Below are 17,029 nucleotides of genomic sequence, written 5' to 3'. Positions count from 1 at the left end.
GCCAGCCAATTACCGACCGGCCGTCTCCGCGCCCCCGGACGGACTCCGGGCGCGGACGGGAACGGCGGCATCCCACCCGGCGAACCCGAGCGGCCGGTGCGTACCGTCACGCCGCCTGGATCTCCAGGACGCCGAGCCAGCGCAGGATCGCGTCCGAGCGGCTGCGGGCGCCGAGCTTCTGGTAGATCCGGCTCAGGTAGTTGGTGACGGTCTTCTGCGTGAGGTTCATGCCCGCGGCGATCTCCGGGACCGTGTCACCGGACGTGAGCCGGGCCATGAGTTCGCGCTCCCGGGGCGACAGGCGGCCGGCGGCGTCGGGGCAGGGGCGCCGCCGGGCGATGCCCGTCCGGGACCGGCGGGCGGCCTTCACATGTTCGGCGACGACCGGCGCGAGGACCGTGGCGCCCTGGGAGGTCAGGTCGAGGGCCTCGGCGAGGAGTTGGGGGCTGGGGGAGGTCTCCACGAGGTAGCTGGTGGCCCCGTGGTCGAGGGCCATGGAGACGTCGTCCCAGTCCAGCCGGGGCGCGAGGACGGCGGCGGGCGGCAGTCCGGGCCCGGCCGCCAGACGGAAGCGGCGTACCGCGTGGGCCGCGCCGGGCCCGTGGAAGAGGAGGACGTCGTCGTCGGGACGGACGTCGGAACGTCTCCCGACCTGACGCGTGCGGAAGTGGGCGAGGGCGGCGGGCGGGGGTGTGCCCTGGCTGACGAGCGCGATCGACAGACCGGGTGTGGGCAGGGCCCATTCCACGCACATGTGTTGTGGCACTACGGCTCCTCGAAGTGGGGGGTTGGAGCTCGGGGGCGACCAAAGATCTTGAACTTTCTAACATATGGTGGGGGAGATCGGCAGAGGTGGTGGATTTTTTCTCTACTGGTCGGGCCGCGCGAACGTCGAGAGTGGGGCCGGGACATGGTGTCCCACCCCCCACGAAACGGCGGAAGAACCATGCAGTTGACCACACGCAAGCGCACGCTCCTGCCGACGGCGCTCGTCGCGGCGGCCTCCGCGGTCGCGCTCACCGCGGGGCCCGCCTCGGCGACCTCGATCAACATCACCGTCGGCAGCCAGCGCATCCCCGCCGGAGCGGCCTGCGTCTACGTGACCGACACCTCCACCGGCGGGACCAGCAACGGCTCCGTCCAGTTCACGCCCGGCGGCTCGGTGACGATCCGCAACGTCAACGTCGAGTCGGGCGACACCGTCCACTTCGAGTGGCACGCCGCCAACTGCGGCACCTACATCCGCGACGACACGTACCGCGTCCCCACCCCGCTGCCCACGGTCTGGAACATCAACTGACCTTGCTCAGCCGTACCGTTCGATCCTGATCCGGTCGACCGGCTGGCCCGCGGCGACCAGCAGGCGGGAGGCGTGCTCGGCGAAGGCGTTGGAGCCGCAGACGTACGCCTCCCAGGCGGTGCCGGTGGCGAAGAGGGGTTCCAGGTGGGAGGCGTCCAGCCGGCCCACCGGGAACCCCTCGGGCGCGGTGCGGGTGAACACCGGGGTCGTCTCCGCGCCGTACTCCCGCGCGTAGATCAGCTCCTCGGGACCGCGCGCGGACACCAGCAGCCGTAGCGGTACGTCGAGCCGGCGCGCCCGGTGGTGGCGGACCATCGACATCAGCGGGACGACCCCGGAGCCCGCGCCGACCAGCAGCGCGGGACGGTCGCCGGGCCAGGCGAAGAAGCCGGAGAGCGGGCCGCGCACCTCGACCTGGTCGCCGGGTTCCGCGACCGTGTGGAACCAGCCGGAGACCTCGCCGCCCGCCACGTGGTCGAGGGTCAGCTCGATGTGGCCCGAGGCGTCCGGCGCTGAGGCGATCGAGTAGTGGCGCTGCGCGGTGTAGCCGTCCTCGGCGGTGAGGCGGAGCATCAGGTGCTGGCCGGGGAGATGACCGGCCCAGGCGGGCACGGCGAACCGGAAGGTCGCCGCGTACGGCGTCTCGCGGCGGACCTCGGTCAGGGTCGCCGTCTGCCAGACGGCCGCCGCCCGGTTGGACACGGCGATCCGGCCGGGCACGGCGAACCGGGTCTCGAACGTCGCCTCAGTCACCGGAGTACCTCTGCTCCTCCCACGGGTTCCCCCGCGCGTGGTACCCGTTCTGCTCCCAGAACCCCGGCTCGTCGTGGTCGAGGAGCCGGAGGCCAGCGACCCACTTCGCGCTCTTCCAGAAGTACAGGTGCGGCACCAGCAGCCGCGCGGGCCCGCCGTGTTCCGGCGCGAGCGGCCGGCCGTCGTAGGTGAACGCGATCCACGCCTTGCCGCCGGTCAGGTCGGCGAGGGGCAGGTTCGTCGTGTAGCCGGTGTGGGAGTAGGCGACCGCGTGGGTGGCGCTCGCCGAGGGGCGTACGGCGGCGAGGAACGCGTCCAGGGAGACCCCGCCGAAGCGGACGCCGAACTTGGACCAGCTCGTCACGCAGTGGATGTCGCCCCGGTACTCGGAGCCGGGCAGCGCCCGCGCGTCCTGCCAGGTCCAGGTGCGGGGCTCGGCCACCAGGCCGTCGATCCGGAACGTCCAGTCGGCGGGCGCGAGGTCGGGGGTGACCTCGGCGGACAGGACGGGCCAGTCGTCGCCCGCGTCGTACTGGCCGGGCGGCAGCCCCGGGTTGTGGACGCGGGGACGCCCGGCGAAGCCTCGGGTGACGTTCATGGGTGCCTGTCTCGGAGAAACGTTCGTGCGGCCTCCACGATACGCGGCGCGCACGGCGGCCGTTCATGACGTCCGTGTGAACGCGCACCGGGGCCGGGAATACCCTCCCACCTGGCGTTCTTGGTGACGGATGACACAGACGAGCCGTAGAGAGGGAGCCATGTCCAAGGCGTACGTCTTCACCCGCCACGGAGGCCCGGAGACCCAGGCCCTCATCGACGTCGACCGCCCCGCCCCGGGCCCCGGCGAACTGCTGATCGCGGTCCGCGCGGCCGGCGTCAACCCCGTCGACTGGAAACTCCGCGCGGGCCTGCGCCGCCCCGGCGACCCCGCCGAGCGCGTCTTCCCGGCGGTCCTCGGCAGCGAGGCGTCCGGCGTGGTGACCGCGCTCGGCGCGGGCGTGACCGGGTTCGCCGTCGGCGACGAGGTCTTCGGCGCGACCCTGACCGGCGGCTACGCCGAGGAGACGCTCCTCCCCGTGGCCATCGCCGCCCACAAGCCCGCCGCCCTGTCCTTCGCCGACGCCGCGACCCTCCCGGTGGCCGCCGCGACCGCCTACGACGGCGTCCACCAACTCGCCCTCCCCGCAGGCGCGACCCTCCTGATCACCGGCGCGGGCGGCGGCGTCGGCGTGGCCGCCGTCCAGATCGCCCGCGCCCTGGGCCTGAGGACCGTCGGCGTCGCGAGCGCCGCCAAGAAGGAGTTCCTGGAGTCGCTGGGCGCGCTCCACGTGCCGTCCGGCCCCGACTGGGCCTCGCGGGTCCCGGTCACCGTCGACGCGGTGTACGACCTCGTCGGCGGCGAGGTGCTGGAGCAGGCGGCCGGGCTGGTGAGCGGGCCGGGCCGGCTGATCACGGCCGGGGCCTCCGAGGAGGCCGTCGCCGCGCTGGGCGGGGCACGGGTCACGCGGGCCCGGAACGCGGCCGTCCTGGAGGCGGTCGCCGGCCTCGTCGTGCGGGGCGACCTCGATCCGTACGTCACCGCGCGGTACTCCCTCGACGACGCCGGGGAAGCGCTGCGCGCCGTCGAGGAGGGGCACGCCCGCGGCAAGGTCGTGATCGAGATCGGGGGAGCGGCGTGAGTCACGTCCTGGACAATCCGGCGCTGCACTCCCTCACCGGCCCGCACGCGAGGTTCGCCGAGCGCAGAGGGCGGGTGCTGCGCTACCCCGTCGACGTCTCGCCGTGGCTCGCGCTGCCGGACGAGCCGGACGCGCGGGACTGGGCCGACCTCGCCGCGCTCGCGGGCTCCGGCGCCGAAGTGCCGTTGTCCGGCTACTGCGGAGACGTGCCCGCCGGGTGGGAGGTCACCTTCCAGGTCGACGGCGTGCAGCTCGTCGACGACGGCCTCGACCCGGCCCCGGACCCTCAGGCCGTACGGCTCGGCGCCGCCGACGTCCCCGAGATCCTGGACCTGGTGGCCCGCACCCGCCCGGGACCGTTCCTGCCGCGCACCGTCGAACTCGGCACCTACCTCGGCATCCGGCGCGAGGGCGCGCTCGTCGCGCTCGCCGGGGAACGGCTCCACCCGCCCGGGTACACCGAGATCAGCGCCGTGTGCACGGACCCGGCACACCGGGGACAGGGCCTGGCGGCGCGGCTCGTCCTCGCGGTCGCGCACGGCATCCGGGAGCGCGGCGAGGTGCCGTTCCTGCACACCGGGGCGGGCAACACGAACGCGATCCGCCTCTACGAGTCCCTCGGCTTCACCCTGCGCCGACGCACGGCGTTCCTCGCCGCGCGGCCCCTGGCGGGCGCACCGGTCTGATCGGCGGGGGCGTCGGTGCCGTTCAGGACGCCGGCTGGTGTGCGGGCGTTCCGGTCTTCACCGCCAGCCGGAAGCCGACGCCCCGTACCGCCTCGATGCACACCGCGTCCCCCAGTTTGTGCCGCAGCCCGTACACGTGCGTGTCCAGCGTCTTCGTCGGCCCGAACCAGTTGCTGTCCCACACCGCCGCCATGATGTCCTCGCGGGTCGCGAGGGTGTCCAGCCGGTCGGCGAGGTAGACGAGGAGCGCGTACTCCTTCGGGCTCAGCAGGATCTCCGTGTCGTCGAGGTACGTGCGGTGCGCCAGCCGGTCGATGGACAGGCGGCCGTAGCTGTCCCGGGAGCGGCGGGGCAGCCCGATGACGACACCGGGGACCCCGGCGGCGGCCTGCCGGGGCACGGCGGCGGCCGGCGGCGGGGCCAGCCGCCTGCGCTGCACGGCCCGCATCCGGGCGATCAACTCCCGTACGGTGAACGGCTTCACGACGTAGTCGTCCGCACCCAGCTCCAGCCCCACCACCTTGTCCGTCTCCGAACCCCGCGCGCTGATCATGATGAGGGACACCTCGCTGCGGGCCCGCAGCCGGCGGCACACGTCGAGACCCTCCATGTCCGGCAGGCCCAGGTCCAGGAGGACCATCTCCGGGTCGCCGCCCGCGAGCAGCGCCTCCTGCCCGGTGGCGACCCAGTGGACGTCGTGCCCGTAGCGGGCGAGGCCACGGGCCAGGGGTTCGGCGATCTCGGGATCGTCCTCGACGAGGAGCACATGCATGGCGTTTCTCCTGGTGACTCCCGGTGGGGGGAGGTGTGGGGGTGGCGTGCGGGGAGTCTCAGGGGCAGGCCGGGGCCGGGCACAGGCCCAGCGCCGGGAACACCAGCGCGTCCAGGTGGCGCCGCATCTCCACGACGGTCAGCGGTTCCTCGCCGAGCAGCGGCCGGGCCAGGACGACGCTCAGCAGCATCCCGGGGACGAGGCCGAGCGCCGGACAGTCGCCGGGGACCTCGCCGCGCCGCACCGCGCGCCGGAGCACCGTGGCGAGGTCGGCCAGCGCGGGCTCCAGCATCGACCGGCGCAGCGAGCGCCGCAGTTCGGGGTTGCCGAGGATCGCGCTGCCGGCCCCGAGGTGCAGGGTGGGACCGCGCGACAGGGCCTCGTCACCGACCCGGTCGACGATCTCGTACAGATCCCCGGGCAGCGAGCCCGTGTCGACCTCGGTGATCCGCAGCGGCTCGCGCTGGGCCAGCGCCGCGACGACCAGCTGGGGCTTGCCGCCCCACTGCCGGTACAGCGTGGCCTTCCCGGCCCGGACGCGGGCGGCGACCGCCTCCATCGTGAGCGCTTCGTACCCGACCTCGCGGAGCAGGGCGAGGACGGCCTCGTACACCTGGGCGGCGCGCAAGGGAGTGATCCGGGTGCGGCGGACGGCCATGGGCACCCCTCCTCGGCGTTGAACGGCCTCAGGCTAGCCCCGCCGCTAACGGAACGGGCGCGTATCACTTGTGGCATCAGTCACTTCCGGGGCCGGAGAGGTTTCCGGGAGTTCACACAACTCCCGTGTCGTGAAAGGGCCGTTGAGACGTGGGCGGCTGCGGACAATGGCCGGCATGAGCACACAGCACCCGTACAGTCACCGCACAAGAACCCGTCGTGTTCTCGCGGCCGGGGCGCTCGCCGCCGCGCTGCTGGGTCAGCTCCTCGGCGGTACCACGGCGTCGGCGGCACCGGCCGGTGAGACGCCCGCGCCGGCGGCGTACGCGGCAGGGCGAACGGCCTGGAAACCCTGTACCGCGCCGGACGGCACCGGCGGATTCGAGTGCGCCACCCTCAAGGTCCCGCTGGACCGCGCCAAGCCCAAGGGCGCGACCATCGACCTCGCTCTCAACCGGCACCGCGCCACCGACCCGGCCCGCCGCATCGGCCCGCTGCTCGTCAACCCGGGCGGACCCGGCGGCTCCGGCGTCGACTTCGTCTTCGGCGCGCGCTCCACCTTCTCGCCCGAACTCCTCGCCCGCTTCGACATCGTGGGCTTCGACCCGCGCGGCGTCGGCCGCAGCCACCCGGTCACCTGCGACTGGGACCTGATCCGCGCCCAGGACCCCCTCCTCCACCCCGGCAGCCCCCGCGACTTCGCCGCCCTGCGCGCCGCGACCGGCCGCCTCGGCAAGGACTGCCTCGCCCGGACCGGCCCCCTCCTCGGCCACATGGACACCGGCAACGTCGTCCAGGACATGGACGCGATCCGCGCCGCCCTCGGCGAGTCCAGGATCAGCTACTACGGCGTCTCCTACGGCACGGCCATCGGCCAGCAGTACGCGGCCCGTTACCCGCACCGCGTCCGCGCGCTCGCCCTCGACTCCAACATGGACCACAGCCTCGGCCGCTCGGCGTTCCAGCGGACCGAGGCCGTCGCGATGGAGGAGAGCTACGGCCAGTTCGCCGACTGGTGCGCCCGCACACCCGCCTGCGAGCTGTACGGCCGTGACGCCCGCGCCCTCTTCGACTCGCTGTACCGGCGCGCCGAGGCGGGTGGGCTCGAACTGCCGGGCGGCATCGAACTCAAGCCGCAGGACGTCCAGTTGGCTGTTTTCGGGTTCCTGTACGACCCGGCGTCCTGGTTCCAGCTCGCCGACCTGCTCAGCGACATCGACGACCCGACCGAGGAAACGGCCCGCCGCCTCGCCGCGTTCGCCGACCCGGGGCCGTACCCGTTCCCGGCGGTCATGTGCCAGGACTACGCGTTCGGCGTCCCCTCGTACGGCACGCTCGCCCGGGAGAAGAAGGCGCTCGCCCGCGTCGCCCCCGTCACCCGGCTCAGCCCGCTCGGCTGGACGGCGATGACCGGCTGCCAGAACTGGCCCACCGAGGTCACCAACCCGCCCCGGCCGATCGAGGTCGACGGGACGCCGCCGATCCTGCTCACCAACAGCCGCTTCGACCCGGCGACTCCGTACGCGTGGGGCGCCAACGCCGCGCGGCAGATCGGACGGGAGGCCGTCCTGCTGACGTACGACGGGGCCGGGCACGGGGACTACTGGCTCAGCCCGTGCGCGCGGGCCGCCATCGACACATACCTGCTGACGCTGAGGACGCCGCCGCCCGGGACGCACTGCCCGGCCGTCTGGCCGGTGGAACCCGCGCCCGAACGCAAGGGCGCGCTCGTCAACCCGCTGCCCGATCTCGTCGGCACACCGGCGTACTGATCACAAGAGGGCCGGTTCCGGACGGAATCGGGACCGGCCCCCGGGACACTGGTCCCATGACTTTCGACGATCTTCTGCGCCGGGCCGCCGCCCTCGTCCGCCCCGACCGCCGGGCGGTCCTCGGCATCGCGGGGAGCCCGGGCGCGGGGAAGACCACGCTCGCCGAGCGCCTGGTGCGGGAACTCGGGCCGGTCGCGGCGCACGTGCCCATGGACGGCTTCCACCTCGCGGACGTCGAGCTGGACCGGCTGGGGCTGCGGGACCGGAAGGGGGCGCCGGAGACGTTCGACGCGGCGGGATACGCCGCGCTGCTGAAGCGGCTCCGGACGTCCGGGGAGCTGGTGTACGCGCCCGGGTTCGAGCGGGTACTCGAACAGCCCATCGCCGGGGCGATCCCGGTGCCGCCGAGTGCGCGGCTCGTCGTGACCGAGGGCAACTACCTTCTGCTGGACACCGGTTCATGGGTACGGGTCCGGGCCGCCCTCGACGAGGTGTGGTTCTGCGCGCCGGACGAGGAGGAGCGGGTACGGCGGCTCATCGCCCGGCACGAGGAGTTCGGGAAGAGCCATGACGCCGCTGTGGCCTGGGTGTCGAGAAGCGACGAGCGCAACGCCGAGCTGGTCGCGAAGACGCGGGAGCGGGCGGATCTGGTGCTGACGTCCGCCCAACTCCCGGCGCCGTGACGGCTATTCGCCTGCTTCCTGGGTGCCGTCGAGCTTGCGGACCAGGCCGCGCAGGACCGGTCCGTACTCCGGGTGCGCGAGCGCGTGCGCCATCTGGGCGACCAGGTAGTCCGCCGGGTTGCCGGTGTCGTACCACTCGCCCTGGATCACCTGGCCGTACACGGCGCGGGTCGCGGCGTACGCGTTGATCGCGTCCGTCAAGTAGATCTCGCCCGTGCGGTGTTCGTGCCAGCGGCGGGTCTGCTCGCGGAGTTCGTCGACGATGCCGGGGGTGATGACGTAGCCGCCGATCGCCGCGTACGACGAGGGGGCGTCCTGCGGCTTCGGCTTCTCCACCAGGCCCGTGATACGGAGCTGGCCCTCGCCGAGATCCTCCTTCACGATCGGGACGCCGTAGCGCTGCGAGTCCTTCGGGTCCATCGGGAGCAGGGCCAGGACCGGGCAGCCCGTCTGCTCGTACGCCCGGATGAGCTGCTGGGCGCGGGGGACCTCGGCCACGAACACGTCGTCCGGCCACAGGACGAGCACCGGCTCGTCGTTGAAGGAGCGCGCCGCGTTCAGCACGGGGGTGCCGTTGCCGTACGGGCCGCGCTGGTCCAGGTAGGTGATGTGGCCGCGCCGGGCCAGCTCGGCGACCTCCTCCACCGCGTCCGCGTACGCCGTCTTGCCGTCCGCCCGCAACTGGTCCACCAGCGCCGGGTTCGGCCGGAAGTGGTCCTGGATCAGGGACTTGCCGCCCGACACGACGATCGTGATGTCCGTGATGCCGGAGTCCACGAGCTCCCGCACCGTGTGCTCGACAACCGGTTTGTCACCGACCGGCAGCATCTCCTTCGGAATCGCCTTGGTGAGGGGCAACAGGCGCGAACCGAGCCCGGCGGCGGGAATGACGGCCCTGCGGATCGTGGGGGAGGACATCTGCTCTCTCTCGTACGTGTGGCTGCGCTGGTCGGCTGACGCTATCAACGCGGGCTATGCCTTGAGCGCGTCCGAGATCGACTTCACGCCGCCGTGGGCCGTCAGGCCGCCGTCCACCGGGATCTCCGTGCCGGTGATGAACGACGACTCGTCGGAGAGGAGGAACACGACGAGCGGGGCGATGTCGTCGACCGTGCCGGGGCGGCCCAGGGGGGTCTCGCCGATCGTCGCGTCGCGGAACGCCTGCGAGGCGGCGGCCGTCATCTCCGTCTCGATGTAGCCGGGAAGGACGGAGTTGACGCGGATGCCCTTCGGGCCCAGCTCGGTCGCGGCGATCTTCGAGACCGCGCGCAACGCCCACTTGCTGGCCGTGTACGCGACGGGGTAGTAGCCGGTGAGCGCGGTCGCCGAGCCGATGTTGACGATGGACGAGCCGGGCGGCATCAGCGGGGACAGCTTCTGGATGCCGAGCAGCGGCCCGGTCGTGTTGACGGCCTGCACACGGGCCATGTCCTCGGGCCGCACGGAGTCGATCCGGTGCCGCTCGATGATCCCCGCGTTGTTGACGAGCCCGTGGATCTGGCCGTACGACTCGCGCAGCCCGCCGGCCAGCGCGTCCCAGTCGGCCTCGCAGCTGATGTCGAGTTTCAGGCACCCGTCGTCCTGGGGCCGCGCGTCGGTCGCGACGACGGTCGCCCCCGCCCGGGTCAGGGCGTGGGCCTCGGCCAGCCCCTGCCCCCGGGCCGCGCCCGTGACGACGATGACCTTGCCTGCGAGACGGCCCGTGGGCTGCCCGTTCTGCGTGATCGCGCTCATGCCGGACAAGTTACCGCCCCGGCTGCGGGCAGCCCTCGGGAGGCTGCCCGCAGGCGCGGGTCAGTGGGTGCCGTTGATCCGGCCCAGCTCGATCCCCGCGATGTCGGGGGCGGCGGCGCCCGCGTTGCCGAACGTCACCGTGTTGGCCCCCTTCCGCAGCTCGACCGGGACCCCGACCGTCCAGTAGTCGTCGGTGCTCCACGTGTTCTTGAACGTGACCGTGTGCGGTGCGCCCGCACCGACCCTGACGTCCGCCGTGCGGGACATGATGTCGGTGTTGTAGGCGTGCCCGTTGTCGCGCCGGTCGTTGTGCGCATACGTCACGACGAGCAGATACCGCCCGGCCTTCGGCGCGTTCACCCTGAACTCGGCCGTGCTGTCAGGGCTGTTGCCGAGACTGCCGATGTACGCCCCACCGGGCGCGTACCCGGACTCGACCAGCTTCGCGCCGCCCGCGAGGATGGCATCGGCGGCACTGTATGACAGGACGTTCTTGGTGGATCCGTCCCCCGACACGTCGAGCGAGCGCAGCGACGCGTGACCCGACGTCACCGTGACCCGGTTGTTCCCGGCGACCAGGTACAGCCGCAGCGCATGGTTCGGTACGGCGGCCAACTTCTCCCCGTGCAGGGCGAGTTGGACCGGCCCGGACCCCTTCGGTGTGACCGTGTAGTAGCCGTCGCGCGGCGCGTACACGTCGAACACCGCCTTGTCGCCGCCGCGCAGCACGAGCGAACCCGTCCCGGTGCCGGCCGACGAGGAGTAGTCGAACGCCGGACGCCCGCTGACGTCCGCGAGGGTGGCTTCGTACGAGGCCGTTGTCCTGCTGCGGCGGGTCAGGTCGATCCGGTCCAGCGTGACCTCGGCGTCGCCCTTCGCGAGGCTCAACACATGGGTGCCCGCAGAGAGTTGAAGGGTGACGTCCTGCTTGGCGCGGTAGGTCCAGTTCTGGGTGGAGGGGTACGTCACGGTGACCGGGGCGGCGCCGTCCACGGACAGCCTCTGCGTGGCCGGGCGGCCGGACTGGTTGCCGTACAGGACCGCCAGGTCGTACGCCCCGTCCTCGGGGACGGTCACCGTGAAGTCGACCTTGCTGGCAGGGGTGTTGAGCGAGCCGACGTCCTTGGTGCCGGACGCCGCGTAGCCGTTGGCGTTCTGGACCGTGCCGTGCGTGTAGACCGTGCCGCCGGTGATCGCCGCGTCCTCGGCCTCGTACGAGGCGGACCAGGGGACCGAGGGCGTGGCCGGGGTGCCGGTGCCGGACGGGGTGAGGACGATCCGGTACGCCGACATCTTGTGCAGGCCGCGCAGGGGGACGGTGACCGTGCCGTCGGTGGCCACGGTGACCTTGACGCGGCTCAGGACCTGCGGCGCCGCGTGCTGACCCTCGTATCCCGACCAGGCCGCTTCGGCGACGGTCGCGGTGACCGTGCGGCCGAACAGCTTGCGCGGGACGTTGTGCACGACGACGTCCGCGTCACCCGCCGAGCCGCCCAGCAGGACCTGGGCCTGACGGCGGGAGGTGTCCAGGGACGCCAACCCCTGGAGCGTGTCTATGGTGTTGGCCTGCGGGGGCGTCACCTTGACCGTGTCGCCGGTCAGCCCGGCGTACCAACGGAACAGCCACCAGCCGCCGTTGGGGATGTTGGAGCGGACGACGTGGCCGCTGAGGTTGCCCGCCGCGTCCCAGTACGCCATGTTGGCGTACACCTTGTTCCGCTCGAACATCGAGATCCACTGCACGAGTTGGCCCGGCACGGACAGGTCGCGCCGGTTCGCGTACTCGTCGATGTTGATCTTCAGCGGGCCGATGCCCAACTCCCGCTCCAGGGCGCGGTAGTTGTCGTAGTGGCCCTGGAAGTCGCGCAGGGAGCCCGAGTTGAGTTCGTGCCAGGTCATGATCTGCGGGAGGACGTTCTCGCGCTTCGCGAAGGTGAGGAAGTCCCGCAGGAAACGCGGGTAGTAGCCGGTCTCGTTGGGCCCGGCGATCACCGCGTCGGGGTCGATCGCGCGGATCCGCTCGTACACCGTCTTCCAGTGCGTGAGGAAGCGGTCGCGCTCCACCTCGTACTCCGCCTGGGGGCCGTTGAGCTTGTACCAGATGAAGTCCGGTTCGTTGAACGGGATGTAGACGAACCGCTCGCTGTTCGGGTCGGCCGCTATACGCCGGGTGATGCTGTCGACCTTGGGGAGGTAGTCGTCGATGCCGAGGTCCTCGTACGGCCACTTGGCGTAGATGTCCTGCATCATGACGTTGATCTCGCCGCCGCCGTTGCGGAAGAACGCCTTCGACACGGCCTGCGCGTCGCCGTTCGGATGCTGGAGGCCGCCGTCCGGCTTCTGCGAGACGCTGGTGATCTTCAGGGGTTCGAGGGCCGCGTCGCTCGGCACGCCGTCGTCGCCGAGGCCGTACAGGGCGCCGTTCGCGCCGAGTTGGACGGGGCCCTCGGAGGCGGCGAGGTCCACGGAGAGGCGTTGCGGTGCTTGTGCGGTCGTTCCTGCGGTCGTTCCTGCGGCGGGGAGTGCGCCTGCCATGAGGGCGGCTCCAAGTGCGGTGGTGACAAGGGCGGTTCGTACGCGGGATCTTGTGCGGGTGGGGGCGGTCACGCTGCTGGACCTCCGGTCATTTGACGGCTCCACTGGTGATTCCGGACACGATCTTGCGCTGGCCGACGAGGAACACGGCCACCATCGGCAGGCTCATCACCACGACGTACGCGAAGACGAGATGCCAGTTGTTGAGGTAGAGCTGGGCGCTGGCCACCTGGTAGAGGTTGAGCGGCAGGGTGGCCCGCTCTCCGCCGCCGAGGACGAAGAACGCGTAGAAGACGTCGCTCCACGCATAGAGCGTCACCATGATCGTCGCGGTCGCGATCACCGGCCGCAGCAACGGCAGGACGATCCGGACGAAGATCCGCGCCGGGCGCGCCCCGTCGATCCGCGCCGCCTCCTCCAGCTCGAAGGGGATCGCGCGGATGAACCCCGTCATGAAGAAGATGGACGTCGACAGATACATGCCGGTGTACACGGCGATCATCCCGGGCCGCGTGTTCGCCAGCCCCAGCTGCCGCAGCTCCATCACGACGGTCACGACGGCCGGCGGCAGCAGCAGCCCGCTGATGCACAGCGCGTAAGCCGCCGACACCAGACGGGACTTGCGCCGCGCGAACACCCACGCGGCACCCGCGCCGAGCACCAGTACGAGCACCACCGAAGGGACCACGACGAGCAGGGAGTTGAGCAGCCCGCGCAGCATCTCGCCTTGGCTGACGGCGTCCTGGTAGTTGCTCGCGGGCTGCCAGTGCCGCGGCAGGTCCAGGTTCGGCTTGACGGCCTCCCCCTGCGGCTTCGCGGAGGTGACCGCGACCAGCCACAGGGGCACGCCGATGGCGAGCGCGGCGATGAGGACGACGAGGGCGGGGCGGGCGACACGCCAGGTCTTCACAGGAGGTGCTCCCTTCTCCTCAGCCCGACGACCAGCGGGATCGCCACCGCGACCACGATCAGGAAGAGGACCAGGCTCATCGCCGTGGCCTGCGCGTACAGGCCCTGGCCGAAGATGCGGAACATGTAGATGTTGAAGACCTCCGTGGAGGCCGCCGGGCCGCCGCCGGTCGTGGCCTGCACGATGTCGAAGGTGTTCATCGAACCGATCAGCGCGGTCGTCACGTTGAAGGTCACGGCCGGCGCGAGCATGGGCCAGCGCACCGACCGGAACGTCCGCCAGGGCCCGGCGCCGTCCATCCGCGCGGCTTCGAGCATGTCACCCGGGATGCCCTTGAGCCCCGCCAAGTAGATCAGCATCGCGAGGCCCATCCACTTCCAGCCGTGGATGACACTGACGATCACCAGCGTCCAGGTCGTCGACCCCAGCCACGGAATGTCCGTGCCCAGCACGGAGTTGAGGGCGCCGTCCTGGTCCAGGAGCGCCTGGAACACGTACCCCGTGGCGAGCGCCGAGATCAGCACCGGCAGGAAGAACACGGCCCGGAAGAACCGGTTGAACCGGGTGTCCGCCTCCAGCAGCAGCGCGAGGCCGAGACCGAAGCCGTTCTGGAAGAGCGCGGCGAGGACGGCGTACAGCAGCGTCGTACGGATCGCCCGCAGCAGGGAGCCGTCCTCGGCGACCGTCCTGAAGTTGTCGAGGCCCGTGAACGCGATGTTGGAGTGGTACGACGACCAGTTCGTGAACGGGTAGTAGAAGTTGAGCAGGTTGGGGGCGAGGAAGAAGCCCGCGAAGACGAGGATCGCGGGGAGCGCGAACCACCAGGGGTGGTGGACGGCGGCGCGGGGAAGTCTTCCCGGCTTGGTCTGACGGCTTTTCGAGGGACGGGAGTTGGTTCTTACAGCGGTCTGAGTCATCGTCAGAACCCGGGCGCGCCCTGCGCTTTGGCGACCTGGGCGAACTGGTCCTGGATCGCCTGCGCGACCTGCTGCGGACTCTTCTTGCCGTAGATCATGTCGGCCAGGTAGAGGTGCGTGTCGGGGGCGACGATCGCCTTGGCCTGGAAGACGCCGATCGCCTTGGGCAGCGCGGCCACCTGGGCCTTGGACGCCTCCGGTAGCCCGGCCGGCGTCGGCACCGACGGCTGGACGGACGGGATCTTCATCGCCGCGATGTAGTCGGCGTAGTCGGGGCCGAGCCAGAACGCGAGGAACTGCCGGGCCGCGTTCTCGCGCTTCTCGTCACCGGTGCGGAAGGCGACCACGCCGTTCGTCTGGTCTGGTGAATACAGCCCTGTCGCCGAGGAGTTGGCGACCGGGAACCAGCCGATCCTGCGGTCGATCTCGGCCGTCGAGTACTTGGCCTGCAACTGGCTCTGGAACGAGGTGACGTTGAGGACCATCCCCGCCTCGCCCTTCCACAGGGCGTCCGCCTGGCCCGTGAACGTGCCGGTGCGGTAATTCTTCTGCGCGAGCCCCGCGTCGAGGAGCTGGTCCTTGTACTTCTTGATCGCGGCGACCACGACCGGGTCGGTCCACTTCTTCTCGCCCTTGTTGAGGCCGTCCCACCACGCCGCGTCCAGGTCGGTCAGCTGGAGCTGCATCTGCCACTGGAGCGGCCACTTGTCGCCTCCGGCCTCGTAGAAGCCCGCCGCGTCCGTCCTGTCGGTGACCGTCCGGCCGAGGGCGAGAAGCTGGTCGTAGGACTTCGGGAAGTCCTTCTCGCTCAGGCCGGCCTGCCGGAAGACGTCCTTGTTGTAGTAGACGCCGAGCATCGCGGGGCTGGTGACGATCGCCGCGTACCGCTTGCCGTCGATCACGCCCAGCTTCTGTTCCGTGCCGCCGAGTTTCGCCACCCACGGTTCGCCGTCCAGCGTGAGGAGGTTCTGCTTCGGCTGGACGAACGGCAGCGTCGAGATCGAGGGCTGCCAGAACATCAGGTCCGGGCGGTCGCCCGAGGCGAGCTTCGTCGGCACGTTCTGCTCGTACAGGTCCGGCACCGCCTGCGTCTCGACCCGCGCGCCGGTCGCCTTCTCGAAGGCGTCGATCACCTGCTTCGGCGCGGTGACCGTGTTCTGCGCGGTCCACATCGTCAGCTTCACGCCGTCCAGACGCGCGGTCGGGTCGACGGCTGCGCGCTGGGTGTCCTTGGCATCCGCACCGGAGTCGGCGGCGGTCGGGTCACTGCACGCGGTGGCGGCAAGGCCGAGCGCGCAGATCAGCGCGAGGGCCCTTCCGGTGGATATCCGTGGGAGAAGGAGCGGCGTTCGGTGCGTGCTCTCGGTGTGCCGCGTGGAAGTCTTCGTAGCGGAGCTACGGGGGCTTTCGCGCGGTGCGGCGAGAGTGCGTGCTGGGCGTCGCGACGCCGCGGAGATCCACCGGAAGGGCCCTAGGGCGGGGAGAGCTCTTGTCTGCATCACGTGCCTTTCGAGAACGGGTGGTTCAGGAAGCAGGATCAGAACAGCGGTGCTCGTGCGGGGAGTTCAGCGATCAGCGGGAGGTGCGGTGGTGCTCTCCCGTACCACCAGCTCCGGTACGGAGACCGGGTGCGGGGCGAGCTGGGCCGACTTCTCCAGCACCCCGTGCAGGGAGGCGAACGCGGCTCTGCCGAGGCCGGTGAAGTCGAGGCGGACGGTCGTCAGGGACGGGGTGAGGTAGGCGGCGTGGGGGGCGTCGTCGAAGCCGGCCACGCTGACCTCGCCGGGGACATCGCGGCCCGCCTCGTGCAGCGCGCGCAGGACGCCGAGCGCCAGGTCGTCGTTGCCGCACAGGATCGCGGTGACGGCGGGGTCGCGGGCCAGCTTCCGGCCCGCCGCGTGGCCGCCGGCCGGGCCCCAACTCCCTTGCAGCGGACGGGGGACGGCGGCACCGGCTTCGCGCAGGGCCTGACGCCAGCCTTCGGTGCGGGCGGCGGTGCGGCGGGTGCTGGAGGGGATCGCGACGTAGTGCACCGTGCCGTGGCCCAGCGCGAGGAGGTGGCGTGTCACCTCGTACGCGGCCTCGCGGTCGTCCGTCCACACCCAGGGGCGGTCGCCGTCCGGAGGGCTCGCCGGGGTCTCCACCACGCCCACGACCGGAAGTTCGGCGGGCACGGACGTCAACGCCCGTACGCCCGCCGGGTCATACGCGATCACGATGAGGCCGCCGCTCGCGTCCGCCGCGCGCCGCACCTCCGCGGTCACGGCCGCCTCGTCGTCGGACTCCAGGACGCCGATCCCCACCGCGTACGACGCCGCCCGGGCCGCCTCCTCGATGCCCTGGAGGATCGCCGCGTACCCGTAGTGCGTCGTGTTCGCCGTCAGCACCGTCACGCTGCGGCTGCGCCCGCTCGCCAGGGCCAGCGCCGTCGCGTTGCGGCGGAAGCCCAGCTCGCCGATTGCCGCGAGCACCCTGTCGCGGGTCTCCTGGCGCACGCTGGGGTGGTCGTTGATCACCCGCGACACGGTCTGGTACGAGACGCCCGCGGCGCTCGCCACATCCCTGATGCTCGCCGGGCGCCTTGTGTGACCGGTCACATCCATGCCAGGATTGTGACCGGTCACACAAGGG

General features: G+C 71.5%; 17 protein-coding genes. 5 read left to right on the top strand and 12 right to left on the bottom strand.

The genetic code is table 11. The features are described from left to right. Window positions 1-106: 106 nt before the first annotated feature. Window positions 107-766: a helix-turn-helix transcriptional regulator gene (locus PV682_RS25275; protein WP_319733639.1), complete on the bottom strand. Its 660-nt coding sequence runs from the start codon at window positions 764-766 to the stop codon at window positions 107-109. A 180-nt stretch (window positions 767-946) separates the two neighbouring features. On the opposite strand from PV682_RS25275, the gene PV682_RS25270 reads away from it, so the two are divergent. Further along, complete coding sequence (locus PV682_RS25270) at window positions 947-1,300, top strand: hypothetical protein (RefSeq protein WP_055719776.1); 354 nt, start codon at window positions 947-949, stop codon at window positions 1,298-1,300. Window positions 1,301-1,306: 6 nt separating this feature from the next. Here PV682_RS25270 and PV682_RS25265 read toward each other — a convergent pair whose 3' ends face one another. Both PV682_RS25265 and PV682_RS25260 read right to left on the bottom strand, forming a co-directional pair. After that, entirely contained in the window at window positions 1,307-2,053 is a 747-nt protein-coding gene (locus PV682_RS25265) for a ferredoxin reductase (protein WP_319733637.1), read from the bottom strand. Then, the gene (locus PV682_RS25260; protein WP_319733635.1) at window positions 2,046-2,651 is read right to left on the bottom strand and encodes a sulfite oxidase-like oxidoreductase; all 606 of its coding nucleotides are present in this window, start codon (window positions 2,649-2,651) and stop codon (window positions 2,046-2,048) included. The genes PV682_RS25265 and PV682_RS25260 overlap by 8 nt, the downstream gene beginning before the upstream one ends. Before the next feature lie 160 nt (window positions 2,652-2,811). On the opposite strand from PV682_RS25260, the gene PV682_RS25255 reads away from it, so the two are divergent. Beyond that, window positions 2,812-3,732, top strand: a complete 921-nt coding sequence (locus PV682_RS25255) for an NADP-dependent oxidoreductase (protein ID WP_319733633.1) — start codon at window positions 2,812-2,814, stop codon at window positions 3,730-3,732. Continuing rightward, entirely contained in the window at window positions 3,729-4,418 is a 690-nt protein-coding gene (locus PV682_RS25250; RefSeq protein WP_319733632.1) for a GNAT family N-acetyltransferase, read from the top strand. The genes PV682_RS25255 and PV682_RS25250 overlap by 4 nt, the downstream gene beginning before the upstream one ends. A gap of 22 nt (window positions 4,419-4,440) precedes the next feature. Here the strand turns inward: PV682_RS25250 and PV682_RS25245 are convergent, their stop codons facing one another. Together PV682_RS25245 and PV682_RS25240 are read right to left on the bottom strand one after the other, a co-directional pair. Beyond that, window positions 4,441-5,190, bottom strand: coding sequence for a response regulator transcription factor (locus PV682_RS25245; protein WP_319733630.1), 750 nt, complete (start codon window positions 5,188-5,190; stop codon window positions 4,441-4,443). Window positions 5,191-5,248: 58 nt separating this feature from the next. Further along, entirely contained in the window at window positions 5,249-5,848 is a 600-nt protein-coding gene (locus tag PV682_RS25240; protein WP_319733628.1) for a TetR/AcrR family transcriptional regulator, read from the bottom strand. A 175-nt stretch (window positions 5,849-6,023) separates the two neighbouring features. Here PV682_RS25240 and PV682_RS25235 point away from each other — a divergent pair, with 175 nt between their 5' ends. Beyond that, window positions 6,024-7,619, top strand: coding sequence for an alpha/beta hydrolase (locus PV682_RS25235; protein ID WP_319733626.1), 1,596 nt, complete (start codon window positions 6,024-6,026; stop codon window positions 7,617-7,619). Window positions 7,620-7,675: 56 nt separating this feature from the next. Then, on the top strand, window positions 7,676-8,302 hold the full coding sequence (locus PV682_RS25230) for a nucleoside/nucleotide kinase family protein (protein ID WP_319733624.1): 627 nt from the start codon (window positions 7,676-7,678) through the stop codon (window positions 8,300-8,302). A gap of 3 nt (window positions 8,303-8,305) precedes the next feature. Here the strand turns inward: PV682_RS25230 and PV682_RS25225 are convergent, their stop codons facing one another. From PV682_RS25225 to PV682_RS25195, 7 genes are all read right to left on the bottom strand, one after another. Continuing rightward, window positions 8,306-9,220, bottom strand: a complete 915-nt coding sequence (locus tag PV682_RS25225; RefSeq protein WP_055719782.1) for a UTP--glucose-1-phosphate uridylyltransferase — start codon at window positions 9,218-9,220, stop codon at window positions 8,306-8,308. Window positions 9,221-9,274: 54 nt separating this feature from the next. Further along, complete coding sequence (locus PV682_RS25220; RefSeq protein ID WP_319733621.1) at window positions 9,275-10,036, bottom strand: SDR family NAD(P)-dependent oxidoreductase; 762 nt, start codon at window positions 10,034-10,036, stop codon at window positions 9,275-9,277. A 60-nt stretch (window positions 10,037-10,096) separates the two neighbouring features. Next, window positions 10,097-12,571 (bottom strand): CBM35 domain-containing protein, encoded by a 2,475-nt coding sequence (locus PV682_RS25215; protein ID WP_319733619.1) that lies wholly within the window; start codon window positions 12,569-12,571, stop codon window positions 10,097-10,099. Between the two features lie 88 nt (window positions 12,572-12,659). After that, complete coding sequence (locus PV682_RS25210; RefSeq protein WP_319733617.1) at window positions 12,660-13,481, bottom strand: carbohydrate ABC transporter permease; 822 nt, start codon at window positions 13,479-13,481, stop codon at window positions 12,660-12,662. After that, entirely contained in the window at window positions 13,478-14,398 is a 921-nt protein-coding gene (locus tag PV682_RS25205) for a carbohydrate ABC transporter permease (RefSeq protein ID WP_319733615.1), read from the bottom strand. Before PV682_RS25205 ends, PV682_RS25210 begins: the two co-directional genes overlap by 4 nt. Window positions 14,399-14,400: 2 nt before the next feature. After that, a complete protein-coding gene (locus PV682_RS25200; RefSeq protein WP_319733613.1) occupies window positions 14,401-15,582 on the bottom strand; it encodes an ABC transporter substrate-binding protein in 1,182 nt (393 codons plus the stop codon). Window positions 15,583-15,963: 381 nt separating this feature from the next. After that, window positions 15,964-17,001 carry a LacI family DNA-binding transcriptional regulator gene (locus PV682_RS25195; protein ID WP_319733610.1) on the bottom strand — a complete coding sequence of 346 codons (1,038 nt, stop codon included), beginning with the start codon at window positions 16,999-17,001 and terminating at the stop codon, window positions 15,964-15,966. Window positions 17,002-17,029: the final 28 nt, after the last annotated feature.

This window comes from Streptomyces niveiscabiei (genome assembly GCF_033794345.1).
In the GTDB taxonomy this organism is placed as follows: Bacteria; Actinomycetota; Actinomycetes; order Streptomycetales; family Streptomycetaceae; genus Streptomyces; species Streptomyces niveiscabiei.
This window is presented reverse-complemented; position numbering and strand designations above follow the sequence as displayed.

What these genes read in the sequence shown, in the direction of transcription:
- PV682_RS25270 (WP_055719776.1), top strand. Translation starts at nt 947, where the DNA reads ATGCAGTTGACCACACGCAAGCGCACGCTCCTGCCGACGGCGCTCGTC.
- PV682_RS25260 (WP_319733635.1), bottom strand. Translation starts at nt 2,651, where the DNA reads ATGAACGTCACCCGAGGCTTCGCCGGGCGTCCCCGCGTCCACAACCCG.
- PV682_RS25255 (WP_319733633.1), top strand. Translation starts at nt 2,812, where the DNA reads ATGTCCAAGGCGTACGTCTTCACCCGCCACGGAGGCCCGGAGACCCAG.
- PV682_RS25245 (WP_319733630.1), bottom strand. Translation starts at nt 5,190, where the DNA reads ATGCATGTGCTCCTCGTCGAGGACGATCCCGAGATCGCCGAACCCCTG.
- PV682_RS25240 (WP_319733628.1), bottom strand. Translation starts at nt 5,848, where the DNA reads ATGGCCGTCCGCCGCACCCGGATCACTCCCTTGCGCGCCGCCCAGGTG.
- PV682_RS25235 (WP_319733626.1), top strand. Translation starts at nt 6,024, where the DNA reads ATGAGCACACAGCACCCGTACAGTCACCGCACAAGAACCCGTCGTGTT.
- PV682_RS25230 (WP_319733624.1), top strand. Translation starts at nt 7,676, where the DNA reads ATGACTTTCGACGATCTTCTGCGCCGGGCCGCCGCCCTCGTCCGCCCC.
- PV682_RS25225 (WP_055719782.1), bottom strand. Translation starts at nt 9,220, where the DNA reads ATGTCCTCCCCCACGATCCGCAGGGCCGTCATTCCCGCCGCCGGGCTC.
- PV682_RS25220 (WP_319733621.1), bottom strand. Translation starts at nt 10,036, where the DNA reads ATGAGCGCGATCACGCAGAACGGGCAGCCCACGGGCCGTCTCGCAGGC.
- PV682_RS25215 (WP_319733619.1), bottom strand. Translation starts at nt 12,571, where the DNA reads ATGGCAGGCGCACTCCCCGCCGCAGGAACGACCGCAGGAACGACCGCA.
- PV682_RS25205 (WP_319733615.1), bottom strand. Translation starts at nt 14,398, where the DNA reads ATGACTCAGACCGCTGTAAGAACCAACTCCCGTCCCTCGAAAAGCCGT.
- PV682_RS25195 (WP_319733610.1), bottom strand. Translation starts at nt 17,001, where the DNA reads ATGGATGTGACCGGTCACACAAGGCGCCCGGCGAGCATCAGGGATGTG.